Here is a 21,821-nt window from a genome sequence, read left to right on the forward strand (position 1 = left end):
CGAAGCGTTGCACGCGAGTTTACACGCTCTGACGGAGTTCTGCCCGATTTTGGGCGTGATTCAACGCAACTCCTGCGTTACGCGGTGGTCCTATAAGCATGTATAGTCGGTCCATGACACGGTATTTGCTCAGCATGATGAATTCCTTGGTGCAATGCGTTTTTTATCGTTCGAAATGGCTGGCTTTCGGCAGCGCACTTCTGCTGACCGCCTGCACCACGTTGCCGGATCAGCAACGTGTCTCCATGCCACAGACTAGCGTATCTGACGCAGAATGGGTTGCGGAGAGTCAAGACAGCGCCGAATTCATGTATGAATTACTGGTCGGCGAAGTCGCCGGACAGATGGGTGAGCTGGCCCTAGCTGCCGAATATTACCTTCGTGCTGCGCGGCGATCAGACGACCCCGATATTGCGGAAAGAGCAACGCGCATTGCCCTGTTCTCCGGCGATTTGGATCTGGCCTTGCCCGCCGCCGAGGTCTGGATGGAACGTGTGCCAGAGCATCTCGAGGCCCGCCAGATATACGCCGCCTTGCTCATCAGTGCCGGAGACAGTGAACAAGCCGCCGAACAGTTGGATCAGTTGTTTCAGCAGTTGGAAATCTCCGGTGGAGACGGATTGAGTTTGTTGGTGAGCCTAGTTGCGCGCAGCGAGAATACGGAAGCAGCGACCGCGGCGCTGAGTCAGTTGGTAGACAATTACCCAGAGAATCTCGAGTTGCAGCAAGCTTATGGGCGCCTTCTGTTGCAGCAAGGCGATTATGAGGCGGCGCATGCTGTGTTCGCTGTCATCGTCGAGGCCCGGCCTGATGATGGCCATGTGCTCTACACCTTGGCGCTGATTCATATCGAAATGCAGCAATATGATGAGGCTGGATCGCTGCTACAACGTGTTCTAGGCACGGGGGAGCGTCTCGAAGAGAGTCACTACTACCTCGGGCGTATCGCTGAGCTAGAGGGGGATGTGGCTGCAGCGATTGGCCACTACCGGCGCGTGCAAGCCAATAATCATGAGCGCGATGCCGTGTTTCGTCTGGCTCGCCTACTTGGCGGCGAGGGTCAGTTAAGCGAGGCCCGTCAGGCGCTGTCGCGTTATCGTCAGCGCACCCGCGAACCTGTGGTGCAGATTCAGACCTATGTGCTTGAGTCGGCTCTGTTGCGCGATGCCCAGGAATATTCTGCTGGTTTGGAGCTGCTGAACGCAGCTCTGGGGGAGCATCGCGGGGATTTTGAATTGCTGTATGCACGGGCGCTGATGGCAGAACGCTTAGGTGATATCGACACCTTGGAAGAAGATCTGCGTTTCATCCTGCGTCAGGATCCTAACAATGTGACGGCCCTCAACGCCCTAGGCTACACCCTAGCCGATCGCACAGATCGTCACCAAGAAGCGTATGCCTATATCACCCGTGCCTTTGCACAGCGTCCTGATGATGCCGCGATTACTGACAGTATGGGCTGGGTACTGTACCGGCTTGGGCGTCTAGATGAAGCCGAAGACCTGCTGCGGCGCGCACATGCCATGATGGATGATGGCGAAATCGCCAGCAATTTAGCCAAAGTGCTGTTTGCTCAGGGTAAGCGCAGTGAAGCTCGCCAGGTGCTGGAAACAGCCTTAGAGAAATACCCCGAGCATGAGCGCCTGCTGCGATTCCAGCAGCAAATGGGGTTTTGATGCGGGCGCAGATTGCGGCGCTGGGGGCCTTGGTCCTGTTGTCAGCCTGTGCCAGCCTGCCCCAGCCGCCGGCGGTGGATGATGCCCAGCAGGCCTATGAGCATCATGTTAAGGTGCTGCTAGAGCGCCAGCACTGGACTCTGACCGCTCGGGTAGCCGTGCATCATGACGAAGAGCGCTGGCATGCGAATCTGCGCTGGCAACAAAACCAAGATGCCTTTGATATTCAACTCTATGGTCCCCTGGGTCGTCAGATCGCGCATTTGCAAGGCAATTCAGGCGCGGTGCTGCTGCGCTTGCCCGATGGTCAGCAGCTAGAGGACTCCGAGCCTAGCGCCCTGATGCAACAAGCCGTGGGCTGGTCTATGCCGGTTGCCGGCATGCGCTATTGGCTGATGGGACTGAGTGCGCCGCAATCGCCGATACAAGCCAAAGCATTGAACGAGGCTGGCCTGCTGCAACAGTTGGCGCAGCAGAATTGGACCATTCAATACGAACGCTACCAGGATGCCTCAGGTCAGCTCATGCCGCAGCGCCTGCAGATGCAATGGCAGGACACGCAGCTGCGCTTAGTCGCTGATTCCTGGGAGTGGGGCAGATGAATACTCAGCTAAACTTTGCTGATCAGCAATGGGCTGCATCCTTAGAGTCCGGTAAAGCTTGGCCAGCGCCGGCCAAGCTCAACTTGTTTTTGCATATCACCGGACGCCGCGCCGATGGATATCATGAACTGCAGACTCTGTTCCAATTTCTTGATATCGGTGATTTGCTGGATTTTGCGATCACCGATGACGGGCAAATAACCTGCCTGCATCACCTGCAGGGGCTCAATCCAGAACAGGATTTATGCTGGCGTGCGGCGCGCCTGTTGCAAAAAAGTACGGGCTGCTCAGCAGGCGCGCAGATTCACTTGTACAAACAACTGCCCATGGGCGGCGGCTTGGGCGGGGGTAGCTCAGATGCGGCTACCGTGCTGGTGGCACTCAATGCCCTCTGGAATACTCAACTGAGTAGCGAGGAGCTGGCGGCGCTGGGCTTGTCTCTGGGCGCGGATGTGCCGATTTTCGTGCATGCGCAAGCGGCTTGGGCAGAAGGGGTGGGCGAGTATTTGCAGGCTGCCGACCCACCCGAGCCGATTTATCTGGTGATTCATCCCGGAGTACATGTCGCCACGGGGCGGGTTTTCAGCGATCCTGGATTGACACGCACTTGCCCACCAATCACAATGTCCGACTTTATTTTGGGTCGAGCAGGCAATGTCTGCGAGCCCTTGGTGCGGCGCTTATACCCTGAGGTGGGGGAGGCGCTGGACTGGCTCAGTAATGCGGGATGTGAAGCCCGCATGACCGGCACCGGTAGTTGTGTGTTTGCAGCGCTGGGTGATCAGGCTGCGGCACAGAACTTATTGGGTAGTCTCCCAAGCCGCTGGACAGGCTGGGTAGCGAGAGGTAGGAACCAATCGCCATTGATGGATCGCTTGCAACTGTTTGAAAATTGAATAATTGGGCCGTCGCCAAGTGGTAAGGCACCGGGTTTTGATCCCGGCATTCGCAGGTTCGAATCCTGCCGGCCCAGCCATTAATTACAGCTTCCCGGGTTTGCCGTTGTGGAGAAGAACAAGATGATGATTTTCGCCGGGAACGCAACACCCCGGCTGGCTCAAAGCGTAGCCTCGCATCTTAATCTCCCGCTGGGGAAGGCTGTGGTGAGCCGCTTTAGTGACGGTGAAGTCCAGGTAGAGATTTTAGAAAACGTGCGCGGTCGCGACGTTTTCATTGTGCAGTCCACTGGCAATCCGACCAATGAAAACATCATGGAGCTGCTGATTATGGTGGATGCGCTGCGCCGCGCCTCAGCCGGCCGCATCACCACCGTGGTTCCTTACTTTGGTTACTCCCGCCAAGATCGTCGCGTTCGCTCAGCACGTGTGCCGATCTCGGCCAAGGTGGTGGCTAACATGCTTGAAGCTGTGGGTGCCAATCGCGTTTTAACCGTCGATGTGCACGCTGATCAGGTGCAGGGTTTTTTCAACGTGCCGGTAGATAATGTGTACGCCTCACCCATCTTGCTCGGCCACATCTGGCGGCAAAAAATACCCAACCTTTTGGTGGTCTCGCCCGATGTGGGCGGTGTGGTGCGGGCGCGCGCTTTGGCTAAGCGCTTGGATGATGCTGATTTGGCCATTATCGACAAGCGTCGTCCTCGGGCCAATGAATCCCAAGTGATGAATATCATCGGTGATGTTGAGGGCAAAACCTGCATCATCATCGACGACCTCGTGGATACCGCCGGGACCTTGTGTCTGGCCGCCGCAGCATTAAAAGACCATGGCGCAGAAAAAGTGATTGCTTACGCCACACACCCGGTGCTCTCCGGTCCAGCCATCGACAACATCAATGGTTCGCAGCTGGATGAACTGGTGGTCACCGATACCCTGCCGCTTACTGCCGAAGCGGAAGCCTGCGATCGCATCACACAGTTGAGTGTTGCCGGCATGCTGGCGGAAACTATTCGCCGCATTAATCGCGAAGAGTCGGTGAGTTCTTTGTTTATTGATTAGTTTTTTGGCCCCGCTTCTGGTCGCGGATGCGGGTTTTATTGTTTGTTTGGAGAATCTCAATGAGTCTTAATTTTGAACTTGAAGCTGAGCCGCGCGAGTTGCAGGGCAAGGGTGCGAGCCGCCGCCTGCGTCGCGAAGGCAAGCTGCCGGCGATTGTCTATGGCGCTGGCAAGGAACCACTTAGCATTACCTTAGACCACAACACGATATGGCTAAGTCAGGCCTATGAAGCGTTTTACAGCCATATCCTGACCGTCAAATTGCCGGGTAAAAAAGCCGAGCGGGTGATTTTGCGGGATATTCAGCGCCATCCCATCAAGCCACTGATTTTGCACATGGATTTGCAGCGTGTGGTGGAAAATGAAGCCCTGCGAGTGCACGTACCCCTGCATTTCCTCAATGAAGAAATCTGTGTCGGCGTGAAAACCGGCGGCGGTATGATTAGCCATCAGGCCGTGGAAGTGGAAGTCGAGTGCTTGCCCAAGGATCTGCCCGAGTACATTGAGGTGGACGTTGCCGAGTTGAATGTCGGCGATTCCCTGCATCTCTCGCAAATCATCTTGCCTGCCGGTGTGAGTATCGTGGCGCTGCAACAGGGTGAGGATCATGACTTGCCGGTGGTGAGCGTACTGAAAACGCGTGGCGCAGCAGGTGCGGATGATGAAGCCGCTGATGAAGCCGAGGGCGGCGAACAAGCCACTCCAGAAGAATGAGGTAGTGGCGGATGGGCGCCCAGGTATCGCTGATTGCCGGCTTGGGCAACCCTGGGCCTAAGTATGAACAGACCCGGCACAATGCCGGGTTCTGGTTATTGGATGCGCTGGTTCGTGAGCAAAACGCTAGCTTCCGTTTGGAGGCTCGTTTTGGCGGGGAGATCGCGCGTATCCAGCTGGCCGGTCATGATGTCTGGCTGTTAAAGCCCATGAGCTTCATGAACCACAGCGGCCAACCGCTGCGGCAAATGGCTCATTTTTATAAGCTCGATGTGGCTGATTTGTTGGTGGTGCATGACGAAATCGATTTGCCGCCGGGAACGGCTCGCCTGAAAAAAGGCGGTGGGCATGGTGGGCATAATGGCCTGCGCCACATTTTGAGCCATTTTTCTGCGGATTTTTGTCGCCTGCGCTTGGGGGTGGGCCATCCGGGCCACAAAGACCAAGTTGTGAATTATGTGTTGGATCGGCCAAGCCGTGACGAAGAAGAGGCCATTCACGCGGCGATTCAACGTGCACTGCAGGTTCTGCCTTTGGTAGTGGGTGGTGAATGGGAAAAAGCCATGAACCAGCTACACACCGAACCCTAAAACCCGAGTGGAAGCGAAGACTTTATGAGCGTCAAATGCGGTATTGTCGGGCTGCCCAATGTGGGCAAATCGACGCTTTTTAATGCTCTGACCAAAGCCGGTATTCAGGCAGAGAATTATCCTTTTTGTACCATCGAGCCCAATGTGGGTGTGGTTGCCGTGCCTGACCCGCGGCTACAGGCCTTGGCAGAGATTGTGCAGCCCGAGCGTGTGCTTCCGACTACCGTAGAGTTTGTCGATATCGCCGGTTTGGTGGCTGGAGCCTCAAAAGGCGAGGGCTTGGGCAACCAGTTTTTGGCGCATATCCGCGAAACCGATGCCATTGCCCATGTTGTGCGTTGTTTCGAGAACGATGACGTGGTGCATGTCGCCGGGCGTGTAGATCCCGTGGCCGACATAGAAACTATTCATACTGAACTGGCGTTGGCTGATTTAGAGACGGTGGAAAAGGCCTTGAATCGCTTAACGCGAGCCGCCAAGTCGGGCGACAAAGCGGCGATAGCACGCAAAAATCTAGCGGAAAAAGCGATGGCCACTCTGGCCGATGGTCAGGCCGCACGTACCTTGTCTTTGACCGATGAAGAGCGGCCCTTGTTGCGCGAGTTGCAATTGATCACCGCCAAACCAGCGATGTTTATCGCCAACGTCAATGAAGATGGATTTGAAAACAATCCGTTGTTGGATCGAGTGCGCGAGTTGGCTGCCGCAGAACATGCCGAAGTCGTGCCGATTTGTGCCAATATCGAGGCCGAAATCGCCCAGCTTGAAGAGGATGAGAAAGCCGAGTTCTTGGCTACTATGGGTCAAGATGAGCCGGGGCTAGATCGGGTGATTCGCGGCGCCTATGTATTGCTCGGATTGCAAACCTTTTTCACGGCGGGGCCCAAAGAGGTTAGGGCATGGACGATTCGCCAAGGGGCCACCGCGCCGCGTGCCGCTGGCGCGATTCATACGGACTTTGAAAAAGGCTTTATTCGGGCAGAGGTGATTGCCTATGCGGACTTCATCGCCGGTCGCGGTGAACAGGGGGCCAAAGACGCTGGAAAATGGCGGCTTGAGGGCAAAGAATATGTGATGCATGAAGGTGATGTGGTGCACTTTCGTTTCAATGTCTAAAGCCTGCTCAGCTTGACAGCAGGCAGGCTGCGCGCCAGAATGCCGCGCTTCATGTTAATGGCTACGTAGCTCAGTTGGTTAGAGCGCGGCACTCATAATGCTGAGGTCGGTGGTTCAAATCCACCCGTAGCCACCAAACTCTAGTTAGGCTGCCTTAGGCAGCCTTTTTCATGCGCAAAGCCCCAGTCGCGTGGTAATCTTTAATTCAATTTGCCCGACCGTAACACGAGGATATTTGTGAAAAAAATCCTGAGTATGGCTGCGCTCGCCGCTTTGTTGCTGCTCGCTGCGTTTTGGCTATTTGCCCCCAAAAATGATGCGCCCACACGCGCTGGCCCCCAGGGCCCTGTGCTGGTGGTGGCTGCGCCTGTTGATGAGGCCCTGTTCCAGACTCGGCTCAGTGCACTGGGCACCGCTATTGCCAATGAGTCTGTGGATATCACAGCACGCGTCACCGCTCCGGTAAGCGCGATCGAATTTGTCGATGGTCAGCAGGTTCAAGCCAATCGCGTGCTGGTGCGCCTGCAGGCCGATCAAGAGCTGGCCGAAGCCCGCGAGCAAGCGGTACGGGTTGAAGAGCAACGACGTGAGTTGGATCGCATTCGTGGCCTCGTGGCCGATCGCAATTTGCCGCGCCAGCGCTTGGATGAACAACAGTCGCGCGTGAGTGAGGCCGAAGCGCGTTTGGAAGCCGTGCAGTCGCGCGTTACCGACAGAGTCATCCGCGCTCCCTTTGATGGTGTGGTGGGTTTTCGCCGCGTCAGCGTGGGCGCCATGGTCTCCACTGGCACCATTATCACCACCTTAGATGACATCAACAGCATCAAACTGGATTTCAATGTGCCAGAAACCTTTTTGCCTGGGATTGCAGTCGGGCAAAACATCGAAGCTAGCGGTGCTGCCTTCCCAGATGAGCTATTTCGTGGCGTTGTCACTGGGGTTGATGTGCGCGTCGATCCGAGCACGCGGGCAGCCATGGTGCGTGCTGAGATTCCCAATCCCGATGCGCGTCTGCGCCCGGGAATGCTGCTCACGGTGCAGTTGATTAAGGATGAGCGGCTCTCATTGAGTATCCCAGAAGGCGCCCTATTGCAGCGCTTGGATGAGCATTTTGTGTACGTTATCACGGCTGAGAACACCATCGAGCGGCGGGTCGTGACCATTGGTCGGCGTCAGCCCGGGGTGGTTGAGATTCTCGAGGGTCTGAGCGCCGGCGAACAAGTTGTTGCTGAGGGCACCATGCGTGTGCGTCCCAGATCCCGCGTTGAGGTGCGTTCGTGATTATTTCCGACGTCGCCAATCGACGTCCGGTGATGGCGGTGGTCATCAGCTTGTTGCTGGTGACCTTTGGGCTTTTATCTTTTGATCGACTGCCACTGCGCGAATATCCCGATATTGATGCCCCAGTGGTTACCGTGCTCACCGATTATCCGGGTGCAAATGCGGCGATTGTGGAAAGCCGCATCACCACTTTGGTGGAAGATAGAGTCAGCGGTATCGAGGGCATTAAATGGATCTCCTCCGACAGTACCGATGGGCGCTCTCGGGTCACCATCGAATTCAATGTCAGTCGTGATATCGATGCCGCGGCCAATGATGTGCGTGAGGCGGTAGCAAGGGTGGTGCGTCAATTACCCGAGGAAGCCGATACACCCATGGTGTTTAAAGCCGACACCAATGCCAGTCCGATCATGTGGCTGAACCTAGCTAGTGACAGCCTCAATCGCATGGAACTAACGGATTTTGCCGAGCGCTTTGTGGTCGATCGCCTCTCCACTGTAGAAGGGGTGGCATTAATTCGGGTGGGCGGCGCACAGCGTTATGCCATGCGGATTGCTTTGGATCGCGAGGCCTTGGCGGCACGCGGTCTGACCGTTGAGGACATTGAAAGTGCCTTGCGTCGGGAAAATGTGGAGCTGCCAGCAGGCCGTGTCGAGTCTTTAGACCGGGAATTCACCGTGCGTTTGGCGCGCGGCTATGAGGTTGCTGAGGACTTTTCCCGCTTGGTGATTCAGCGCGGCAGTGATGGGCATTTGGTGCGTTTGGGTGAAGTCGCGGATGTGCGTATCGGCCCCGAAAACGACCGAACCGAATTACGCGGCAACGGTGAGTTCATGGTGGGGTTGGGCATTGTCCAACAATCCACGGCCAACACACTGGCGGTATCGCGGGCCGTTCGGGCAGAAGCCGACCGCATTCGCGCTGGCTTGCCTGAGGGTATACGCCTGGTCATGAGTTATGACAGCTCGGTTTTTATTGAAGGGGCTATTAAAGAGGTATTCGTCACGCTGTTTATCGCCATGTCGGTTGTGATTCTGGTGATTTTCCTGTTTTTGGGTAGCGTGCGGGCGATGCTGGTGCCGGCTGTGACTGTGCCGGTCTCTCTGCTTGCGTCATTCATCGCGCTTTATGCCTTGGGTTTCTCGGTGAACTTGTTGACGCTGCTAGCGCTGGTGTTGGCCATCGGTTTGGTGGTGGATGATGCCATTGTTATGTTGGAAAACATCCATCGCCGAATTGAGGACGGCGAGCCGCCGCTCTTGGCTGCTTGGCGCGGAGCGCGTCAGGTAGGCTTTGCGATTGTTGCCACCACTTTGGTGCTGATCTCGGTGTTTGTGCCGCTCGCGTTTCTTGAGGGCAATATCGGCAGGCTATTCACTGAGTTTGCCTTGGCCATGGCTGCGGCCGTGGCATTCTCGAGTATTGTGGCACTGACTCTATCGCCTGTGATGTGTGCCCGCTTGATTCGCAAAGACACTCAAAACACCGGCCTAAACGCGTTCATGGAGCACCATTTTAATCGCCTAGGTGATGCCTATTCGCGTTGGCTTGAGCGGGCGCTGAATCTCCCCTGGGCAACAGGCCTGGCTATGATTTTAGCGCTGGGCGCCATCTTCTTACTCATTGACCGTATTCCTAACGAGTATGCCCCCCGCGAGGATCGCGGCGCATTTTTTGTCCTAGTGAATGGGCCCGAAGGCGCGAGCTTTGATTACATGCGAGAGCAAATGCGAGAGGTTGAAGCCCGCATGTTGCCGCTGCTTGACTCCGGTGAAGCCATGCGCGTGTTGGCGCGCACACCGCGTGGCTTTGGCAATACCGACGTGGTCAATGACGGCTTTGGCATTATCGTCTTGGAGCATTGGAACCAAAGAGATCGCTCAGCTTGGGAGATCATGGATCAGCTCAATCGCGAATTCGCGGAAATTCCGGGTGTGCGCGCGTTTACGGTGATGCGCCAGGGTCTGGGCGGACGGCGTGTAGGTCAGCCTGTGCAGTTTGTCCTAGGTGGCTCCGACTATGAAGAGCTGATGCAATGGCGCGATATCATTCTTGAACGCGCTGCAGAAAACCCCGGGCTGCGCGGCCTTGACTCAGATTTTAAAGAAACCAAGCCGCAGCTGATGGTAACCATCGACAAGGATCGAGCTGCAGACCTGGGGATCTCATTCCAAGCCATTGGTCGCACTTTAGAGACCGTCATGGGATCGCGCCGCGTCACTACCTTTATTGATCGCGGTGAGGAATATGATGTCATTATCGAGGGCCGACTCGAGCAGCGCCGGACCCCCAACGATATCCAAAACATCTATGTACGCTCCAGCACCTCAGGCGAGCTGATTCCGCTGTCTAATGTGGTGAGCTTTGTCGAACAAGCAGATTCCGCCAGTCTCAACCGATATAATCGAATGCGAGCCATTACCATCACTGCTGGCTTAAATTCCGGCTACACACTGGGTGAGGCTCTGGATTATTTGGAGGCTATTGCTTTAGAGGAGTTGCCGGCCACTGCGCGTATTGACTACAAAGCCGAATCCTTGGAATTCCGCGAAGCCGGTGGCGCCGTGCTGTTCATTTTTGTCTTGGCCCTAATGGTGGTGTTTTTGGTCTTGGCCGCTCAGTTTGAGAGTTTTGTGCAGCCTCTGGTGATTTTGACCACCGTACCCTTGGCGGTTGTGGGGGCGCTCGCGGGATTGCATCTAACCGGTCAAAGTCTGAACATTTTCAGTCAGATTGGCATAGTCATGCTCATCGGCTTAGCGGCCAAGAATGGCATTTTGATCGTCGAATTCGCCAATCAGCTGCGCGATGCGGGCCATGAGTTCCGCAAGGCGCTGGTGGATGCCGCGCGCATTCGTCTGCGTCCGGTGTTGATGACAGCGGTGACCACGGTGATGGGCACGCTGCCGTTGATTCTGGCCAGTGGCCCGGGTGCTGAGAGTCGCTTTGTCATCGGTGTGGTGGTGTTTTCTGGTGTCTTATTCGCTACCCTTTTCACCTTATTTGTTGTTCCGACAGCCTATTTGGTGTTGGCGCGTCATACCGGCTCGCCAGGAGCGACGGCCCAGAAAATTGACGAGCTCGATCGAGAGTTTGGGGAAGCCAAGGTGTGATCATGGCCAAGACTTCAGTGGCAACAGACAAACCTATTGCGTTGGCGATGACCGGTGCATCAGGGGCACCCTATGGGTTGAGGCTGTTGCAATGCCTGCTGCAAGAGGGTCGCCAGGTCTATCTGATGATTTCCAAGCCGGCGCAGGTGGTGTTGGGTATGGAAACAGACCTCAAACTGCCCGGTCGGCCGCGTGAAATTCAAGTGCATTTAGGCGAGCTGTATGATGCAGCGCCCGATCAGCTACAGGTGTTTGATCGCGAGCAATGGACAGCGCCGGTGGCCAGCGGCTCCTCCCCCCCCGAGGCGATGGTGGTGTGTCCCTGTACCACCGCTACTTTGGCTGCCATATCCCAAGGCGCCAGCCGGTCTTTGATTGAGAGAGCGGCCGATGTGGTGCTCAAAGAGCAGCGCAAACTGATCTTGGTGGTGCGCGAAACACCCTTCTCAGAAATTCACCTAGAGCACATGCTGCGCCTAGCGCGCATGGGGGTGGTGATCATGCCGGCAAACCCCGCGTTTTATCATCGTCCAGAGAGTATCGAGGCGTTGGTGGATTTCGTCGTAGCGCGCACCTTGGATCATTTAGGGATTGCCAATCAGCTGATTCCCCGCTGGGGGCAATCGCTTCAGGAAGACTGATGGACCTCGCGGTGTTTCCGTTAAACACAGTGCTCTTCCCCGGAGGGGTGCTGCCGCTGCGAATTTTTGAAACCCGTTACTTGGATATGGTGCGGCGCTGCATGCGCGAGGATCAGCCATTTGGCGTGTGTTTAATGCTGGCGGAAAATCCCGGAGTCTCGGCAGCTCGAGTCTGTGAAGTTGGGACTTGGGGTCGCATTGTTGATTGGGAACAGCGCAGCGATGGTTTGCTGGGCATCACCGTGATGGGCGAGCAACGCTTTCGGATTTGCCGCAGCTGGACCCAGCCCGATGGCCTGAATATGGCGGAGGTGGAGGAGCTAGACTGGCCAGATGAAGTGACCTTGCCGCGCGAATATGAGCCATTGGCCGGCTTATTACATCGTCTCTTGCAGGAATTGCCAGAGCCCTATCGCCTGTTGCAAGGGGATTTGCAGCGGGCCGGCTGGGTGTCGGCGCGCCTATCAGAGTTGCTCCCTCTAGAACTGCCACAAAAGCAAATGCTTTTGGAGATGGACAACCATCTTAACCGCTTGCAATTGCTGCGCGAGACCATGCTCGGCGACACCTGAGTTCAGGCCAAATTTAGAGCTCAGCCAGCGCCGCTGCGGCCGCATCAATGGTCTGCTGTAGGTCCTCATCACTGTGCATAATAGAGACAAATCCCGCTTCATAGGCCGATGGGGCGAGATAAACCCCTTTGTCCAGCATGGCATGGAAAAACCGCCCAAAGCGAGCAGTATCGCAGTGACCGACCTCGGCGAAATTACTGACCGTTGGCTGATCGGTAAAGAACAAGCCGAACATACCGCCGACCTGATTGGAGGTCATGGGTACGCCGGCGTTTTTGGCGACGGCCATGATGCCATCCACCAAGGTTTTGGTCTTAGCGGTCAGTCGATCATGGAAACCGGGGGCGGATAAAAGCTCTAAGGTTTTGAGGCCCGCAGTCATCGCGATCGGATTACCAGAAAGCGTCCCAGCTTGATACACCGGCCCGATGGGCGCCACATGTTGCATCACATCACGGCGACCGCCAAAAGCACCCACTGGCATGCCGCCGCCAATGACCTTGCCGAGTGTGGTGACGTCCGGCGTCACCTGATAAAGGGCCTGGGCGCCTCCCAAAGCCACACGAAAACCGGTCATCACTTCATCAAATATCAACAAAGCGCCATGCGCATCACAGACTTCACGCAAGCATTCCAAAAAGCCGGGCAGCGGCGGGATACAGTTCATATTGCCGGCCACCGGCTCGACGATAATGCAGGCAATCTCATCACCCATGCGCGCGAACAGCTCGCGCACCTGATCAGCATTGTTATAGTCCAAAGTTAGGGTATGTTCCGCCAGTGCGGCTGGCACGCCTGGAGAATTGGGCACGCCCAAGGTCAAAGCGCCCGAACCAGCCTTGACCAAAAGTGAGTCACCGTGGCCGTGGTAACAGCCCTCAAATTTGATGATCTTATCTCTGCCGGTGAATCCACGGGCTAAGCGAATCGCACTCATGGTCGCCTCGGTGCCGGAACTGGTCATGCGCACCATATCCATCGAGGGCACCAGTTCACAAACTCGGTCTGCCAGTTGCGTTTCAAGTCCCGTAGGGGCGCCAAACGACAGGCCGCGCACCGCCGCTTCGCGCACCGCCTCAATCACCTCGGGGTGGGCATGACCACAAATCATCGGTCCCCAAGAGCCGATGTAATCAATGTAACGCTTGCCATCCGCATCAACCATATAGGCGCCGCTGGCATGATCGATAAAAACAGGCTCGCCGCCCACGCCTTTAAAAGCGCGCACCGGTGAGTTCACACCGCCGGGAATATGCTTTTGGGCCGCCAGAAAAAGCTCGTGGGATCGGGTCATGACAAATCGCCTTATATCAGCAGGGCTTGAAAGGAAAACTGCCGGCAAAGATACCTGATTCACCCCGCCGGTTGAAAATCAGATCGCCCTTTTCATGGCAAGGCTCAAAAAATGGCCGCCAATTGTGTGGCAGTCAAGCGTGGATCATCCGCCGTAAACACCGCATCGATCACGGCGATTAAATCAGCTCCAGCAGCCTTAAGCTCAGCGGCATTGCCCGCATTAACGCCGCCAATCGCACAAATGGGTAGGTCCAGTTCTGCGCGCGCTTGGGATAACAGGTTAAGCGGTGCCAAAGTCGCTTTGGGTTTGCTTCTCGAGGGGAAAAAGGCGCCAAAGGCCACGTAGCTGGCGCCGGCTGCCGCCGCCTCAAGGGCGAGATCAATGCGGTCATGACAGGTCACGCCAATGATCGCCGCAGGGCCCAAAAGTGTTCGCGCCTCGGGCACCGACCCATCCTCTTGTCCCAGGTGCACGCCATCCGCGCCTACAGCCTGAGCTAAAGCCACATCATCATTGATGATCAGTCCGGCGCCATGTCGCTGGGTTAGAGCCCGCAGCATGCCCGCATCCGCCAGGCGCTGCCCAGGGTCCGGGCTTTTGTCGCGGTACTGTAGCCAGCGCGCACCGCCGGCAAGTGCCGCTTCAATGCGGGCCAGCCAGGCAGCTTGATCACCAGCAGCGCCAGCCTTATTCGCTCGCTGCGGGGTAATCACATAAAGTCCCTGCAACGGCAGGACTTCAGTGCAATTCATGACGTTCGCTGCCGCTCAGGGGTGCGTCCGTAAACAGTCGATCAGGGATTAACTGGCCAGACCCGAGTCGATGCGCGTAACGCAGACTATTCCATGTGTAGTGCAGGCCCTGATGTACGGCGTCGCTCATCGGTAGGCCCCGGGCAATCAGGGCGGCCACGGCAGCAGCCAAAGTGCAACCCGATCCATGGAACTCGCCGGGAAGGCGGCTCAGGGTGATGGTCTCGATCGCGCGACGCGGACTGTAGAGTCGATTGTGCACCGGGCCGGTGTCCTCGTGAGTGCCCGTGATCAAAACATGATGCGTTCCCGCTTCCATCAGCGCTGTGGCACATTCGTCCAATAGCTCCGTGTCGGGCACCAAAATGCGCGCTTCCTGACTATTGGGAGTGAGCAAGGTCACATGAGGCAGGAGTACATCGATGATGGCTTCCTGCAGGGCCACATCCGCCAGCGGAGTGCCGCCACCGGCGGCCAATACCGGATCCAGAACCACAGGGATCTCTGGATACTCCTCGAGCAATTCCGCCAAGGCGAAAGCATTCTCGGCGGAGCCCAGCATGCCAACCTTGATCGCCATTACCGGCATATCTTCCAGCACTGCACTGGCCTGCTCCAGCAACAGTTCGGCATCCAGCGGCCCAAACCCCATGACATCTGTGGTGTTTTGCACGGTAATGGCTGTCACCACCGGTGCAGGATGGGCGCCCATGCTGCCGATAGCCTGAATGTCTGCCTGCAGTCCGGCGCCGCCGCTAGGATCATTGCCGCCAATAGCTAGCACGACCGGAACATCCGAATAATCGCTCATGTTAGACTGCCCAAGAAAAGACACCAATGAAGTCTAGCATCGGCGGCAGAATATCTGCTGATCGTAAGGAGGTTGTTGCCATGAGAAAATTCCAGTGTGTGATTTGTGGGCATATTTACGACGAGGCCATTGGTGCGCCTGATGATGGTCTGCCTGCGGGAACCCTGTGGGAAGACATTCCCGATGACTGGATGTGTCCCGAGTGCGGTGCCACTAAAGCTGATTTCGAGGAAATGGCGAGTTAAACCGCCGCAGAGTCGCGCAACGATATGCTTGGCCAGCCGCGCTGGCGGGCCACTTCAGCAAGGGTCTCATCCGGATCAACGGCCACCGGATGGGCCACCTGTTCCAGTAGCGGTAAATCATTGTGCGAATCGCTGTAAAACCAGCTATCGGCTAGTCCCAAGTCTGGCTGACCTTCTAGCCACTGTTGCAAGCGGATCACCTTGCCGTGCTGAAAGCAGGGCACACCCGCGAGTTCGCCGGTGTAGCGTTGCCCCGCAAACTCAGGCTCAGTTGCCAAAAGGTGCGGGACGCCTAAGCGCTCGGCAATGGGTTCGGTGACAAAGCGGTTGGTGGCGGTAATGATGACCGGCACATGCCCGGCCTCGCGATGTTTTTGCAGCAAGTCGGGTGCCCCCGGAGCGATCAGCGGTTCGATGCGTTCCAGTACAAACTGCTGCCGCCAGGCCAAAAGCTCACTTAGCGGGTGGCGAGCTAAGGGCTCAAACGCAAACCGACAAAATGCCAATATGTCCAAACGGCCGGCGCGGTAGTCATCGTAAAAAGCCTCGTTCCGCGCCCGATGACGCGCACCGTCAACCACGCCCAGGTCGGCCAGAAAGCGACCCCACTCAAAATCGCTGTCGCCGCTTAGCAGGGTATTATCTAAGTCAAATAAAGCCAGTGGCACCACAATATCCTCACCTTCAGTAGGACCATGATGATAACAGATAGCGGCATTTGCCGAATGCGCATGCTTGTGGAAAAATGCAGGAGATTGAAAGACTTTGGAGCATGGCAGGCGTGATTGACCCGGATGGATTTAGACCCAATGTAGGCATCATTCTGTGTAATCAGCAGGGTCAGCTATTTTGGGCGAAACGTCTGGGGCAGCGTGCTTGGCAATTCCCGCAAGGCGGTATCCACCGCAATGAGTCGCCAGAGCAAGCCATGTTCCGCGAACTGACCGAGGAAACCGGCCTGCAAGCCGAGCATGTGGAGGTCATGGGCTGTACCCGCGAGTGGCTCCGGTATCGACTGCCCAAGCATCTGATTAGGCGTCATTCCAACCCGGTATGTATCGGTCAAAAACAAGTCTGGTTCTTGCTGCGTTTGGTGGGCTCTGAGGCTAATGTCCGCTTAACAGCAGCGCCAGTGCCCGAGTTTGATGATTGGCGCTGGGTGGACTATTGGCATCCACTGCAAGAAGTGATTTTCTTTAAACGACAAGTATACCAACAAGCTTTAGAGGAACTGGCGCCACTGCTGTTCGCCGATGCCGTGCCTGAACCGTCGCCGAGTGAGTGCTCGGCGCATCAGTCAGGCTGAGCGCGACCGTGCTCGATGTTCTCCGTCGCATTGTTCTTGAGGTCAGTGCTGCCAATAATCTGACCGAGGCGCTGGAAATCATCGTCCGCCGCGTTCGCCAGGAATTGCAGATTGATGTCTGCTCGGTGTACTTGCGCGATACCGCCTCGGAGTCACAGCAACAGATGCTCTTGATGGCCTCCGAAGGTCTGAACCCAGAATCCATCGGTCAGGTCGCGATGAAGGCGGGTGAGGGCCTGGTGGGTTTGGTCGCCGAGCGCGCTGAGCCAGTCAACCTGGAAAATGCGCCAGACCATCCGCGTTTCAAATATTTCCCAGAAACCGGTGAAGAGCGTTTCCATGCTTTTTTGGGTGTACCCATCGTGCATCACCGGCGCCTGCTTGGAGTACTGGTAGTCCAACAGCGCGAGCGTCGCAGCTTCGATGATGAGCATGTGGCTTTTTTAATTACCCTGGCGGCGCAGCTCGCCGGAGCCATTAGCCATGCTGAGCTCAGCGGTGAAGTCAGCAACCACCGAGGCCAGATCAAACAAGAAAACCTGCAGATCAGTGGGATTGCCGGATCACCCGGCGTTGCCGTGGGCAAAGGGGTGGTGGCCTACACCCTAGCGGATTTGGACTCGGTGCCCGATAAAGCGCCAGATTCAATCAAGGCCGAAGAGGCGGCGTTCAAACGGGCCGTGGCCTCGGTTCAAGCGGAGCTAGATGAGATCAAACAGCGCATGACCGCGGTGCTACCGGCCGGCGAACAACTGCTGTTCGACGCCTATGCCATGATGCTGCGCGGTGACAGCCTGATTAAACGCACCATCGACCATATTCACAGCGGCAATTGGGCGCCGGCGGCGCTGCGCGACACCGTGCGCGAAAACACACGGGCGTTTGATGAAATGGAAGACCCCTACCTGCGCGAACGCGCTGCAGACGTGCGTGATATTGGGCGGCGTATCTTAAAGCACTTGCAGGCGCCATCGATTGCCGAAGAAAAATTCCCGGAGCGCACCATCTTAGTGGGCGAAGATTTGACCGCCACCCACCTCGCCGAAGTGCCTCCAGAGCGACTGGTCGGGGTGGTGTCTTCACGCGGAACCGGCTCATCCCATGTCGCTATCCTGGCCAGAGCCATGGGTATTCCCGCGGTCATGGGTGTGGAAGATTTGCCAGTGGGGCGGCTCGAAGATCGCGAATTGGTCGTCGATGGCTATCGCGGTACGCTTTATGTGCAGCCCAGCCCGGAGTTACTTGAAGCCTTCAAGCATCTTCAAGAAGAAGAGCGTGAGCTGACCGAGGGGCTGCGTGAATTGGCCCAAGAGCCAGCGATTACCACCGATGGTATCGAAGTGCCGGTTTACGCCAATAGCGGCTTGTTGGCAGATATTCAGCCCTCTCTTCAGTCGGGAGCAGACGGCATTGGTCTGTACCGCACGGAAGTGCCATTCATGATTCGCGAACGCTTCCCCGGCGAGGGAGAACAAAGCCGTATTTATCGCGACGTGTTGGAGCCGTTTGATCCTAAGCCTGTGATTTTGCGGACTCTGGATGTCGGTGGCGACAAAGCCTTGCCGTATTTCCCGGTGGTAGAAGACAATCCATTTTTGGGTTGGCGCGGCATTCGCATCACCCTAGATCACCCCGAGATTTTTCTCACTCAGTTGCGCGCCATGTTGCGTGCCAGCGTGGGTCTTAGCAATCTGCACATTATGTTCCCGATGATTGGGGCGTTGAGCGAGCTTAAAGGCGCTTTGCAATTGCTGCAGCGGGCGCGTGATGAATTGCTCGACGAGGGTTATGCCGTAGACATGCCCAAAGTCGGCGTCATGGTGGAAGTGCCCTCGGCGGTTTATTTGGCGGAAACCTTGGCGCGTCGCGTGGATTTTTTGTCGGTGGGCACCAATGACTTGGTGCAGTATCTGTTGGCGGTCGATCGCAATAACCCTCGGGTCGCTGCGCTTTACGACGGTATGCATCCGGCGGTTTTACATGCACTCAAACAAGCGGCCGAAGGGGCGCATCGGGCGGGCAAGAGCATCAGCGTTTGTGGCGAGATGGCGGCCGATCCTGCTGCCGTTATTTTATTGCTGGGATTGGAGATTGATGCGCTCAGTGTCAGTGTCGCCTCTTTGGCACGGATTAAATGGGTGATTCGCAGCTTCTCTCGTGAACGCGCTAAAGAATTGCTCGATCAGTGTCTCACCATGGAGGAGCCAGTAGCGATTCGCGCCTTGCTCGACAATGCCTTGGTGCAGGCGGGTTTGGGCGGACTGGTGCGTGCCGGTAAGAATTGAGTCCTGATACACTGCGCGCTTAATGGCGGAGGAAAGCTCGTTGATTAAAGCTGGAATTGTCGGCGCCACCGGGTACACCGGTGTCGAGTTAGTGCGTTTGTTGCTCGCCCATCCCCAAGTGGAATTGGCGGCGGTTACCTCGCGCTCGGATGCCGGTCAGCGCCTAGACCAAATGTTTCCCAATCTGCGCGGCCACTGTGATTTGGTGTTTGCAGCGCCGGATGTCAAACAACTGGGTCGTTGTGATGTGGTTTTCTTTGCCACACCCCATGGCGTCGCCCATGCCATGGCGGCGGAGTTGTTGGCTGCCGGACCGCGCATTATCGATTTATCAGCGGACTTTCGGCTGCGTGATGCCGAGCTCTGGGCGCAATGGTATCAACAGCCACATGGGGCGCCCGAGTTGTTGCCCAAGGCGGTTTATGGCCTACCAGAAATCCATCGCCAACAAATCGCTACTGCTGAACTGATCGCCGTGCCTGGGTGTTACCCGACGGCCATCACCTTGGGCTTCTTACCCCTGCTGGAGCAGGGCTTGGTCGATGTCGATCACTTGATCGCTGATGCCAAGTCCGGTGTCAGCGGCGCGGGTCGCAAAGCCAGTGTAGGTAGTTTGCTGTGTGAAGCCGGTGAGAACTTTAAAGCCTATGGCGTCGCCGGACATCGCCATTTGCCGGAGATCCTGCAGACCCTGAATCAGCTGGCGGGTCAGTCCACGCAGCTCAGCTTTGTACCCCATTTACTGCCGATGATTCGCGGTATTTTGGCGACGCTTTATGCCAGGCTGTCAGATCACTCCAAAGATTTGCAGGCGATTTATGAACAGCGCTATGCGGCTGAGCCTTTTGTCGATGTGATGCCGGCGGGCAGTTTGCCGGAAACCCGTAGCGTGCGTGGCAGCAACCTATGTCGCATCGCTGTGCATCGGCCTTTGGGCGGCGATACCGCGGTTGTGCTCTCGGCCATCGATAACTTGGTCAAGGGCGCCTCTGGCCAGGCGGTGCAAAATCTGAATATCATGTTTGGGCTTCCCGAAACCATGGGATTGCAAAGTATCTCCGGCTTGCCCTAGGTCATTAAACTAATCTTGACCATTTCACTCAGGAAATGGTAGCGTTTCAGAACAAACTAATATGCGGTAGGTGCCGCATGTCGATGGAGACGGAATATGAGCGCAACCGAACAGGCGATAACCGAAGAAATGCCAAGCCCGCTGAACTTTACCGATGCAGCTGCGGCCAAGGTGAAAACCCTGATTGAAGAGGAAGAAAACCCCTCTTTGAAACTGCGCGTGTTTGTCAGCGGTGGCGGATGTTCCGGTTTTCAGTACGGCTTCACCTTTGATGAAGAAATCAATGATGGCGATACAGCCGTTGAGAAAGCCGGTGTGACCTTGTTAATCGATCCCATGAGTTATCAGTATCTCGTGGGCGCTGAAATCGACTACACCGAGAGCTTAGAAGGCGCGCAGTTCGTGATTCGTAACCCGAATGCCACGACCACCTGCGGCTGCGGTTCGTCCTTCTCGGTTTAAGTTAAAAACAGCATGGCATCCGGCGGACTGGCCGCGCGGCTGCGTTTTCTCTGGTATCAACTCATGGCCCGGGCGGGGCACGCCACGGGCCAATTTAATGTGGGTGTGATGCTGGCCAAAGGGCAGGGTGTGGATCAAGACGAAGCAGCGGCTATTCACTGGTATGAGCAGGCCGCCTTCAAAGGCGATGTGCACGCGCAAACCAATCTGGCACTGATGTATCTACAGGGTCGGGGTGTCACTGTTGACCCTGCTCAAGCCGTTCACTGGTTTCAAGCAGCAGCCGATCAAGGCAGCACCAATGCGCAATGCAACCTAGCGTTTATGTACTTAGAGGGCCGCGGCGTCACGGCCGATCCCGGGCAAGCAGCCCACTGGTATCACATCGCGGCGGATCTCGAAAACCCTGTAGCCCAAGCCAATCTCGGGGTGTTATACGCTGAGGGTCGCGGTGTACCCCAGGATTGGGTGCTGGCGGGCATGTGGTCTGAGTTGGCTGCAGCGCAAGGGCATGAGACGGCACAACAAAACCTCAAGCGCTATGCCCAGCAAATGTCAGAGCAGGATTGGCAGGAATCGCAAAGGCGCGCCAGTGCCTGGCAGCCTGGAGCTGCTTAAAACCCTTGGCGTCCCGGCACAATGCTCCCTAAAATCACATTCTCTTTTGCCCCGGTGACTGCCATTAAATCAGCTGGGCGACCTGCCAGCGTCTCGCCGGCTAGCCAAGCAAACGCCAAAGCTTCGACGTAATCGGGATCGATGCCATGAGTGGCTGTCGAGCCCACCGGTAGATCGGCCAGCTCAGCGGCCAGTGCCTGCATCAAAGCCTCATTGTGCACGCCGCCGCCACACACCAGTAACTCCTGGCATGAGGGCATGGCCTGTTTGAGGGCTTGCGCGATGCTTTGCGCGCTCAATGCCAGCAAAGTGGCTTGTACATCGGCAGCCGAGAAATCACCCAGATCGCCACATTTTTGTGCCAGCCAGTCCCCACTGAAATACTGGGTGCCGGTGCTCTTGGGGGCTGAGGCGCGGAAAAAATCATCATCTAAAAGCGCCGCCAATAAATCCATTTGTACGCGCCCGCTGGCCGCCCATGTACCGCCGGCATCATAGGGTTGCTGGCGATGACGCCGGCACCATAAGTCCAGCAGCGTATTAGCAGGGCCAGTATCAAAACCCCGCAATGGGCTGCCATCGTTGGAGAGTAAGCTGAGGTTGGCGATGCCCCCGAGATTGAGCACCGCAATCGCTGCGTCAGGTCGACCAAAAACGGCTTGATGAAATGCCGGGACCAAGGGCGCGCCTTGACCGCCAGCCGCCAGATCG

The 21,821-nt window shown here is 56.6% G+C and carries 22 protein-coding genes and 2 tRNA genes (1 of these 24 cut by a window edge); 19 read left to right on the forward strand and 5 right to left on the reverse strand.

Annotated elements, in window-relative coordinates:
• Positions 1–113: 113 nt before the first annotated feature.
• The 13 genes from CKX93_RS06460 to CKX93_RS06520 all read left to right on the forward strand — a co-directional run bounded on the left by CKX93_RS06460 (position 114) and on the right by CKX93_RS06520 (position 12,262).
• Positions 114–1,676 carry a tetratricopeptide repeat protein gene (locus CKX93_RS06460; RefSeq protein WP_159435530.1) on the forward strand — a complete coding sequence of 521 codons (1,563 nt, stop codon included), beginning with the start codon at positions 114–116 and terminating at the stop codon, positions 1,674–1,676.
• Positions 1,676–2,278, forward strand: coding sequence for a lipoprotein insertase outer membrane protein LolB (lolB, locus tag CKX93_RS06465; RefSeq protein ID WP_076755842.1), 603 nt, complete (start codon positions 1,676–1,678; stop codon positions 2,276–2,278). The genes CKX93_RS06460 and lolB overlap by 1 nt, the downstream gene beginning before the upstream one ends.
• The gene (ispE, locus tag CKX93_RS06470; RefSeq protein WP_076755843.1) at positions 2,275–3,174 is read left to right on the forward strand and encodes a 4-(cytidine 5'-diphospho)-2-C-methyl-D-erythritol kinase; all 900 of its coding nucleotides are present in this window, start codon (positions 2,275–2,277) and stop codon (positions 3,172–3,174) included. Before lolB ends, ispE begins: the two co-directional genes overlap by 4 nt.
• Positions 3,175–3,179: 5 nt before the next feature.
• Positions 3,180–3,254: transfer RNA gene (locus CKX93_RS06475), tRNA-Gln, on the forward strand.
• A 43-nt stretch (positions 3,255–3,297) separates the two neighbouring features.
• Positions 3,298–4,236: a ribose-phosphate diphosphokinase gene (locus CKX93_RS06480; protein WP_076755844.1), complete on the forward strand. Its 939-nt coding sequence runs from the start codon at positions 3,298–3,300 to the stop codon at positions 4,234–4,236.
• Positions 4,237–4,295: 59 nt separating this feature from the next.
• Positions 4,296–4,949 carry a 50S ribosomal protein L25/general stress protein Ctc gene (locus tag CKX93_RS06485; RefSeq protein WP_076755845.1) on the forward strand — a complete coding sequence of 218 codons (654 nt, stop codon included), beginning with the start codon at positions 4,296–4,298 and terminating at the stop codon, positions 4,947–4,949.
• An 11-nt stretch (positions 4,950–4,960) separates the two neighbouring features.
• On the forward strand, positions 4,961–5,539 hold the full coding sequence (pth, locus tag CKX93_RS06490) for an aminoacyl-tRNA hydrolase (protein ID WP_076755846.1): 579 nt from the start codon (positions 4,961–4,963) through the stop codon (positions 5,537–5,539).
• Positions 5,540–5,563: 24 nt separating this feature from the next.
• Positions 5,564–6,655 (forward strand): redox-regulated ATPase YchF, encoded by a 1,092-nt coding sequence (ychF, locus tag CKX93_RS06495; RefSeq protein ID WP_076755847.1) that lies wholly within the window; start codon positions 5,564–5,566, stop codon positions 6,653–6,655.
• A gap of 59 nt (positions 6,656–6,714) precedes the next feature.
• Positions 6,715–6,791 (forward strand) — tRNA-Met (locus CKX93_RS06500).
• Between the two features lie 101 nt (positions 6,792–6,892).
• The gene (locus tag CKX93_RS06505; RefSeq protein WP_076755848.1) at positions 6,893–7,936 is read left to right on the forward strand and encodes an efflux RND transporter periplasmic adaptor subunit; all 1,044 of its coding nucleotides are present in this window, start codon (positions 6,893–6,895) and stop codon (positions 7,934–7,936) included.
• Positions 7,933–11,049 carry an efflux RND transporter permease subunit gene (locus CKX93_RS06510; RefSeq protein ID WP_076755849.1) on the forward strand — a complete coding sequence of 1,039 codons (3,117 nt, stop codon included), beginning with the start codon at positions 7,933–7,935 and terminating at the stop codon, positions 11,047–11,049. Before CKX93_RS06505 ends, CKX93_RS06510 begins: the two co-directional genes overlap by 4 nt.
• A gap of 2 nt (positions 11,050–11,051) precedes the next feature.
• Complete coding sequence (locus CKX93_RS06515) at positions 11,052–11,690, forward strand: flavin prenyltransferase UbiX (RefSeq protein WP_076755850.1); 639 nt, start codon at positions 11,052–11,054, stop codon at positions 11,688–11,690.
• The gene (locus CKX93_RS06520; protein ID WP_143339934.1) at positions 11,687–12,262 is read left to right on the forward strand and encodes an LON peptidase substrate-binding domain-containing protein; all 576 of its coding nucleotides are present in this window, start codon (positions 11,687–11,689) and stop codon (positions 12,260–12,262) included. The genes CKX93_RS06515 and CKX93_RS06520 overlap by 4 nt, the downstream gene beginning before the upstream one ends.
• Positions 12,263–12,275: 13 nt before the next feature.
• Here CKX93_RS06520 and hemL read toward each other — a convergent pair whose 3' ends face one another.
• From hemL to thiD, 3 genes are all read right to left on the reverse strand, one after another.
• A complete protein-coding gene (hemL, locus tag CKX93_RS06525) occupies positions 12,276–13,556 on the reverse strand; it encodes a glutamate-1-semialdehyde 2,1-aminomutase (protein WP_076755852.1) in 1,281 nt (426 codons plus the stop codon).
• Between the two features lie 104 nt (positions 13,557–13,660).
• Positions 13,661–14,311, reverse strand: coding sequence for a thiamine phosphate synthase (gene thiE / locus CKX93_RS06530; protein ID WP_076755853.1), 651 nt, complete (start codon positions 14,309–14,311; stop codon positions 13,661–13,663).
• The gene (gene thiD, locus CKX93_RS06535) at positions 14,298–15,122 is read right to left on the reverse strand and encodes a bifunctional hydroxymethylpyrimidine kinase/phosphomethylpyrimidine kinase (protein ID WP_076755854.1); all 825 of its coding nucleotides are present in this window, start codon (positions 15,120–15,122) and stop codon (positions 14,298–14,300) included. The genes thiE and thiD overlap by 14 nt, the downstream gene beginning before the upstream one ends.
• Positions 15,123–15,202: 80 nt before the next feature.
• Between thiD and CKX93_RS06540 the strand changes: the two genes are divergently transcribed.
• Complete coding sequence (locus CKX93_RS06540) at positions 15,203–15,367, forward strand: rubredoxin (RefSeq protein ID WP_076755965.1); 165 nt, start codon at positions 15,203–15,205, stop codon at positions 15,365–15,367.
• On the opposite strand, the gene CKX93_RS06545 is transcribed toward CKX93_RS06540, so the two are convergent.
• Entirely contained in the window at positions 15,364–16,035 is a 672-nt protein-coding gene (locus CKX93_RS06545) for a histidinol-phosphatase (RefSeq protein ID WP_076755966.1), read from the reverse strand. The two genes, CKX93_RS06540 and CKX93_RS06545, sit on opposite strands and share 4 nt — an antisense overlap.
• Positions 16,036–16,148: 113 nt before the next feature.
• On the opposite strand from CKX93_RS06545, the gene CKX93_RS06550 reads away from it, so the two are divergent.
• The 5 genes from CKX93_RS06550 (at position 16,149) to CKX93_RS06570 (ending at position 21,110) form a co-directional block, all read left to right on the forward strand.
• A complete protein-coding gene (locus CKX93_RS06550; RefSeq protein ID WP_076755967.1) occupies positions 16,149–16,673 on the forward strand; it encodes an RNA pyrophosphohydrolase in 525 nt (174 codons plus the stop codon).
• Positions 16,674–16,681: 8 nt separating this feature from the next.
• Complete coding sequence (gene ptsP, locus CKX93_RS06555; protein WP_076755855.1) at positions 16,682–18,958, forward strand: phosphoenolpyruvate--protein phosphotransferase; 2,277 nt, start codon at positions 16,682–16,684, stop codon at positions 18,956–18,958.
• Between the two features lie 40 nt (positions 18,959–18,998).
• Complete coding sequence (argC, locus tag CKX93_RS06560) at positions 18,999–20,030, forward strand: N-acetyl-gamma-glutamyl-phosphate reductase (protein ID WP_076755968.1); 1,032 nt, start codon at positions 18,999–19,001, stop codon at positions 20,028–20,030.
• A 96-nt stretch (positions 20,031–20,126) separates the two neighbouring features.
• Positions 20,127–20,492: an iron-sulfur cluster insertion protein ErpA gene (erpA, locus tag CKX93_RS06565; RefSeq protein ID WP_076755856.1), complete on the forward strand. Its 366-nt coding sequence runs from the start codon at positions 20,127–20,129 to the stop codon at positions 20,490–20,492.
• Positions 20,493–20,504: 12 nt separating this feature from the next.
• Complete coding sequence (locus CKX93_RS06570) at positions 20,505–21,110, forward strand: tetratricopeptide repeat protein (RefSeq protein WP_076755857.1); 606 nt, start codon at positions 20,505–20,507, stop codon at positions 21,108–21,110.
• Here the strand turns inward: CKX93_RS06570 and CKX93_RS06575 are convergent.
• Positions 21,107–21,821, reverse strand: partial view of an anhydro-N-acetylmuramic acid kinase gene (locus CKX93_RS06575; RefSeq protein WP_076755858.1) — the 3' portion only. Its footprint extends 404 nt past the window's final position; the window shows 715 of its 1,119 coding nt (coding positions 405–1,119); the start codon falls outside the window, past its right edge — the gene reads right to left on this strand; its stop codon occupies positions 21,107–21,109. The genes CKX93_RS06570 and CKX93_RS06575 overlap by 4 nt on opposite strands.

This window comes from Ectothiorhodosinus mongolicus, from assembly GCF_022406875.1.
GTDB lineage: Bacteria > Pseudomonadota > Gammaproteobacteria > Ectothiorhodospirales > Ectothiorhodospiraceae > Ectothiorhodospira > Ectothiorhodospira mongolica.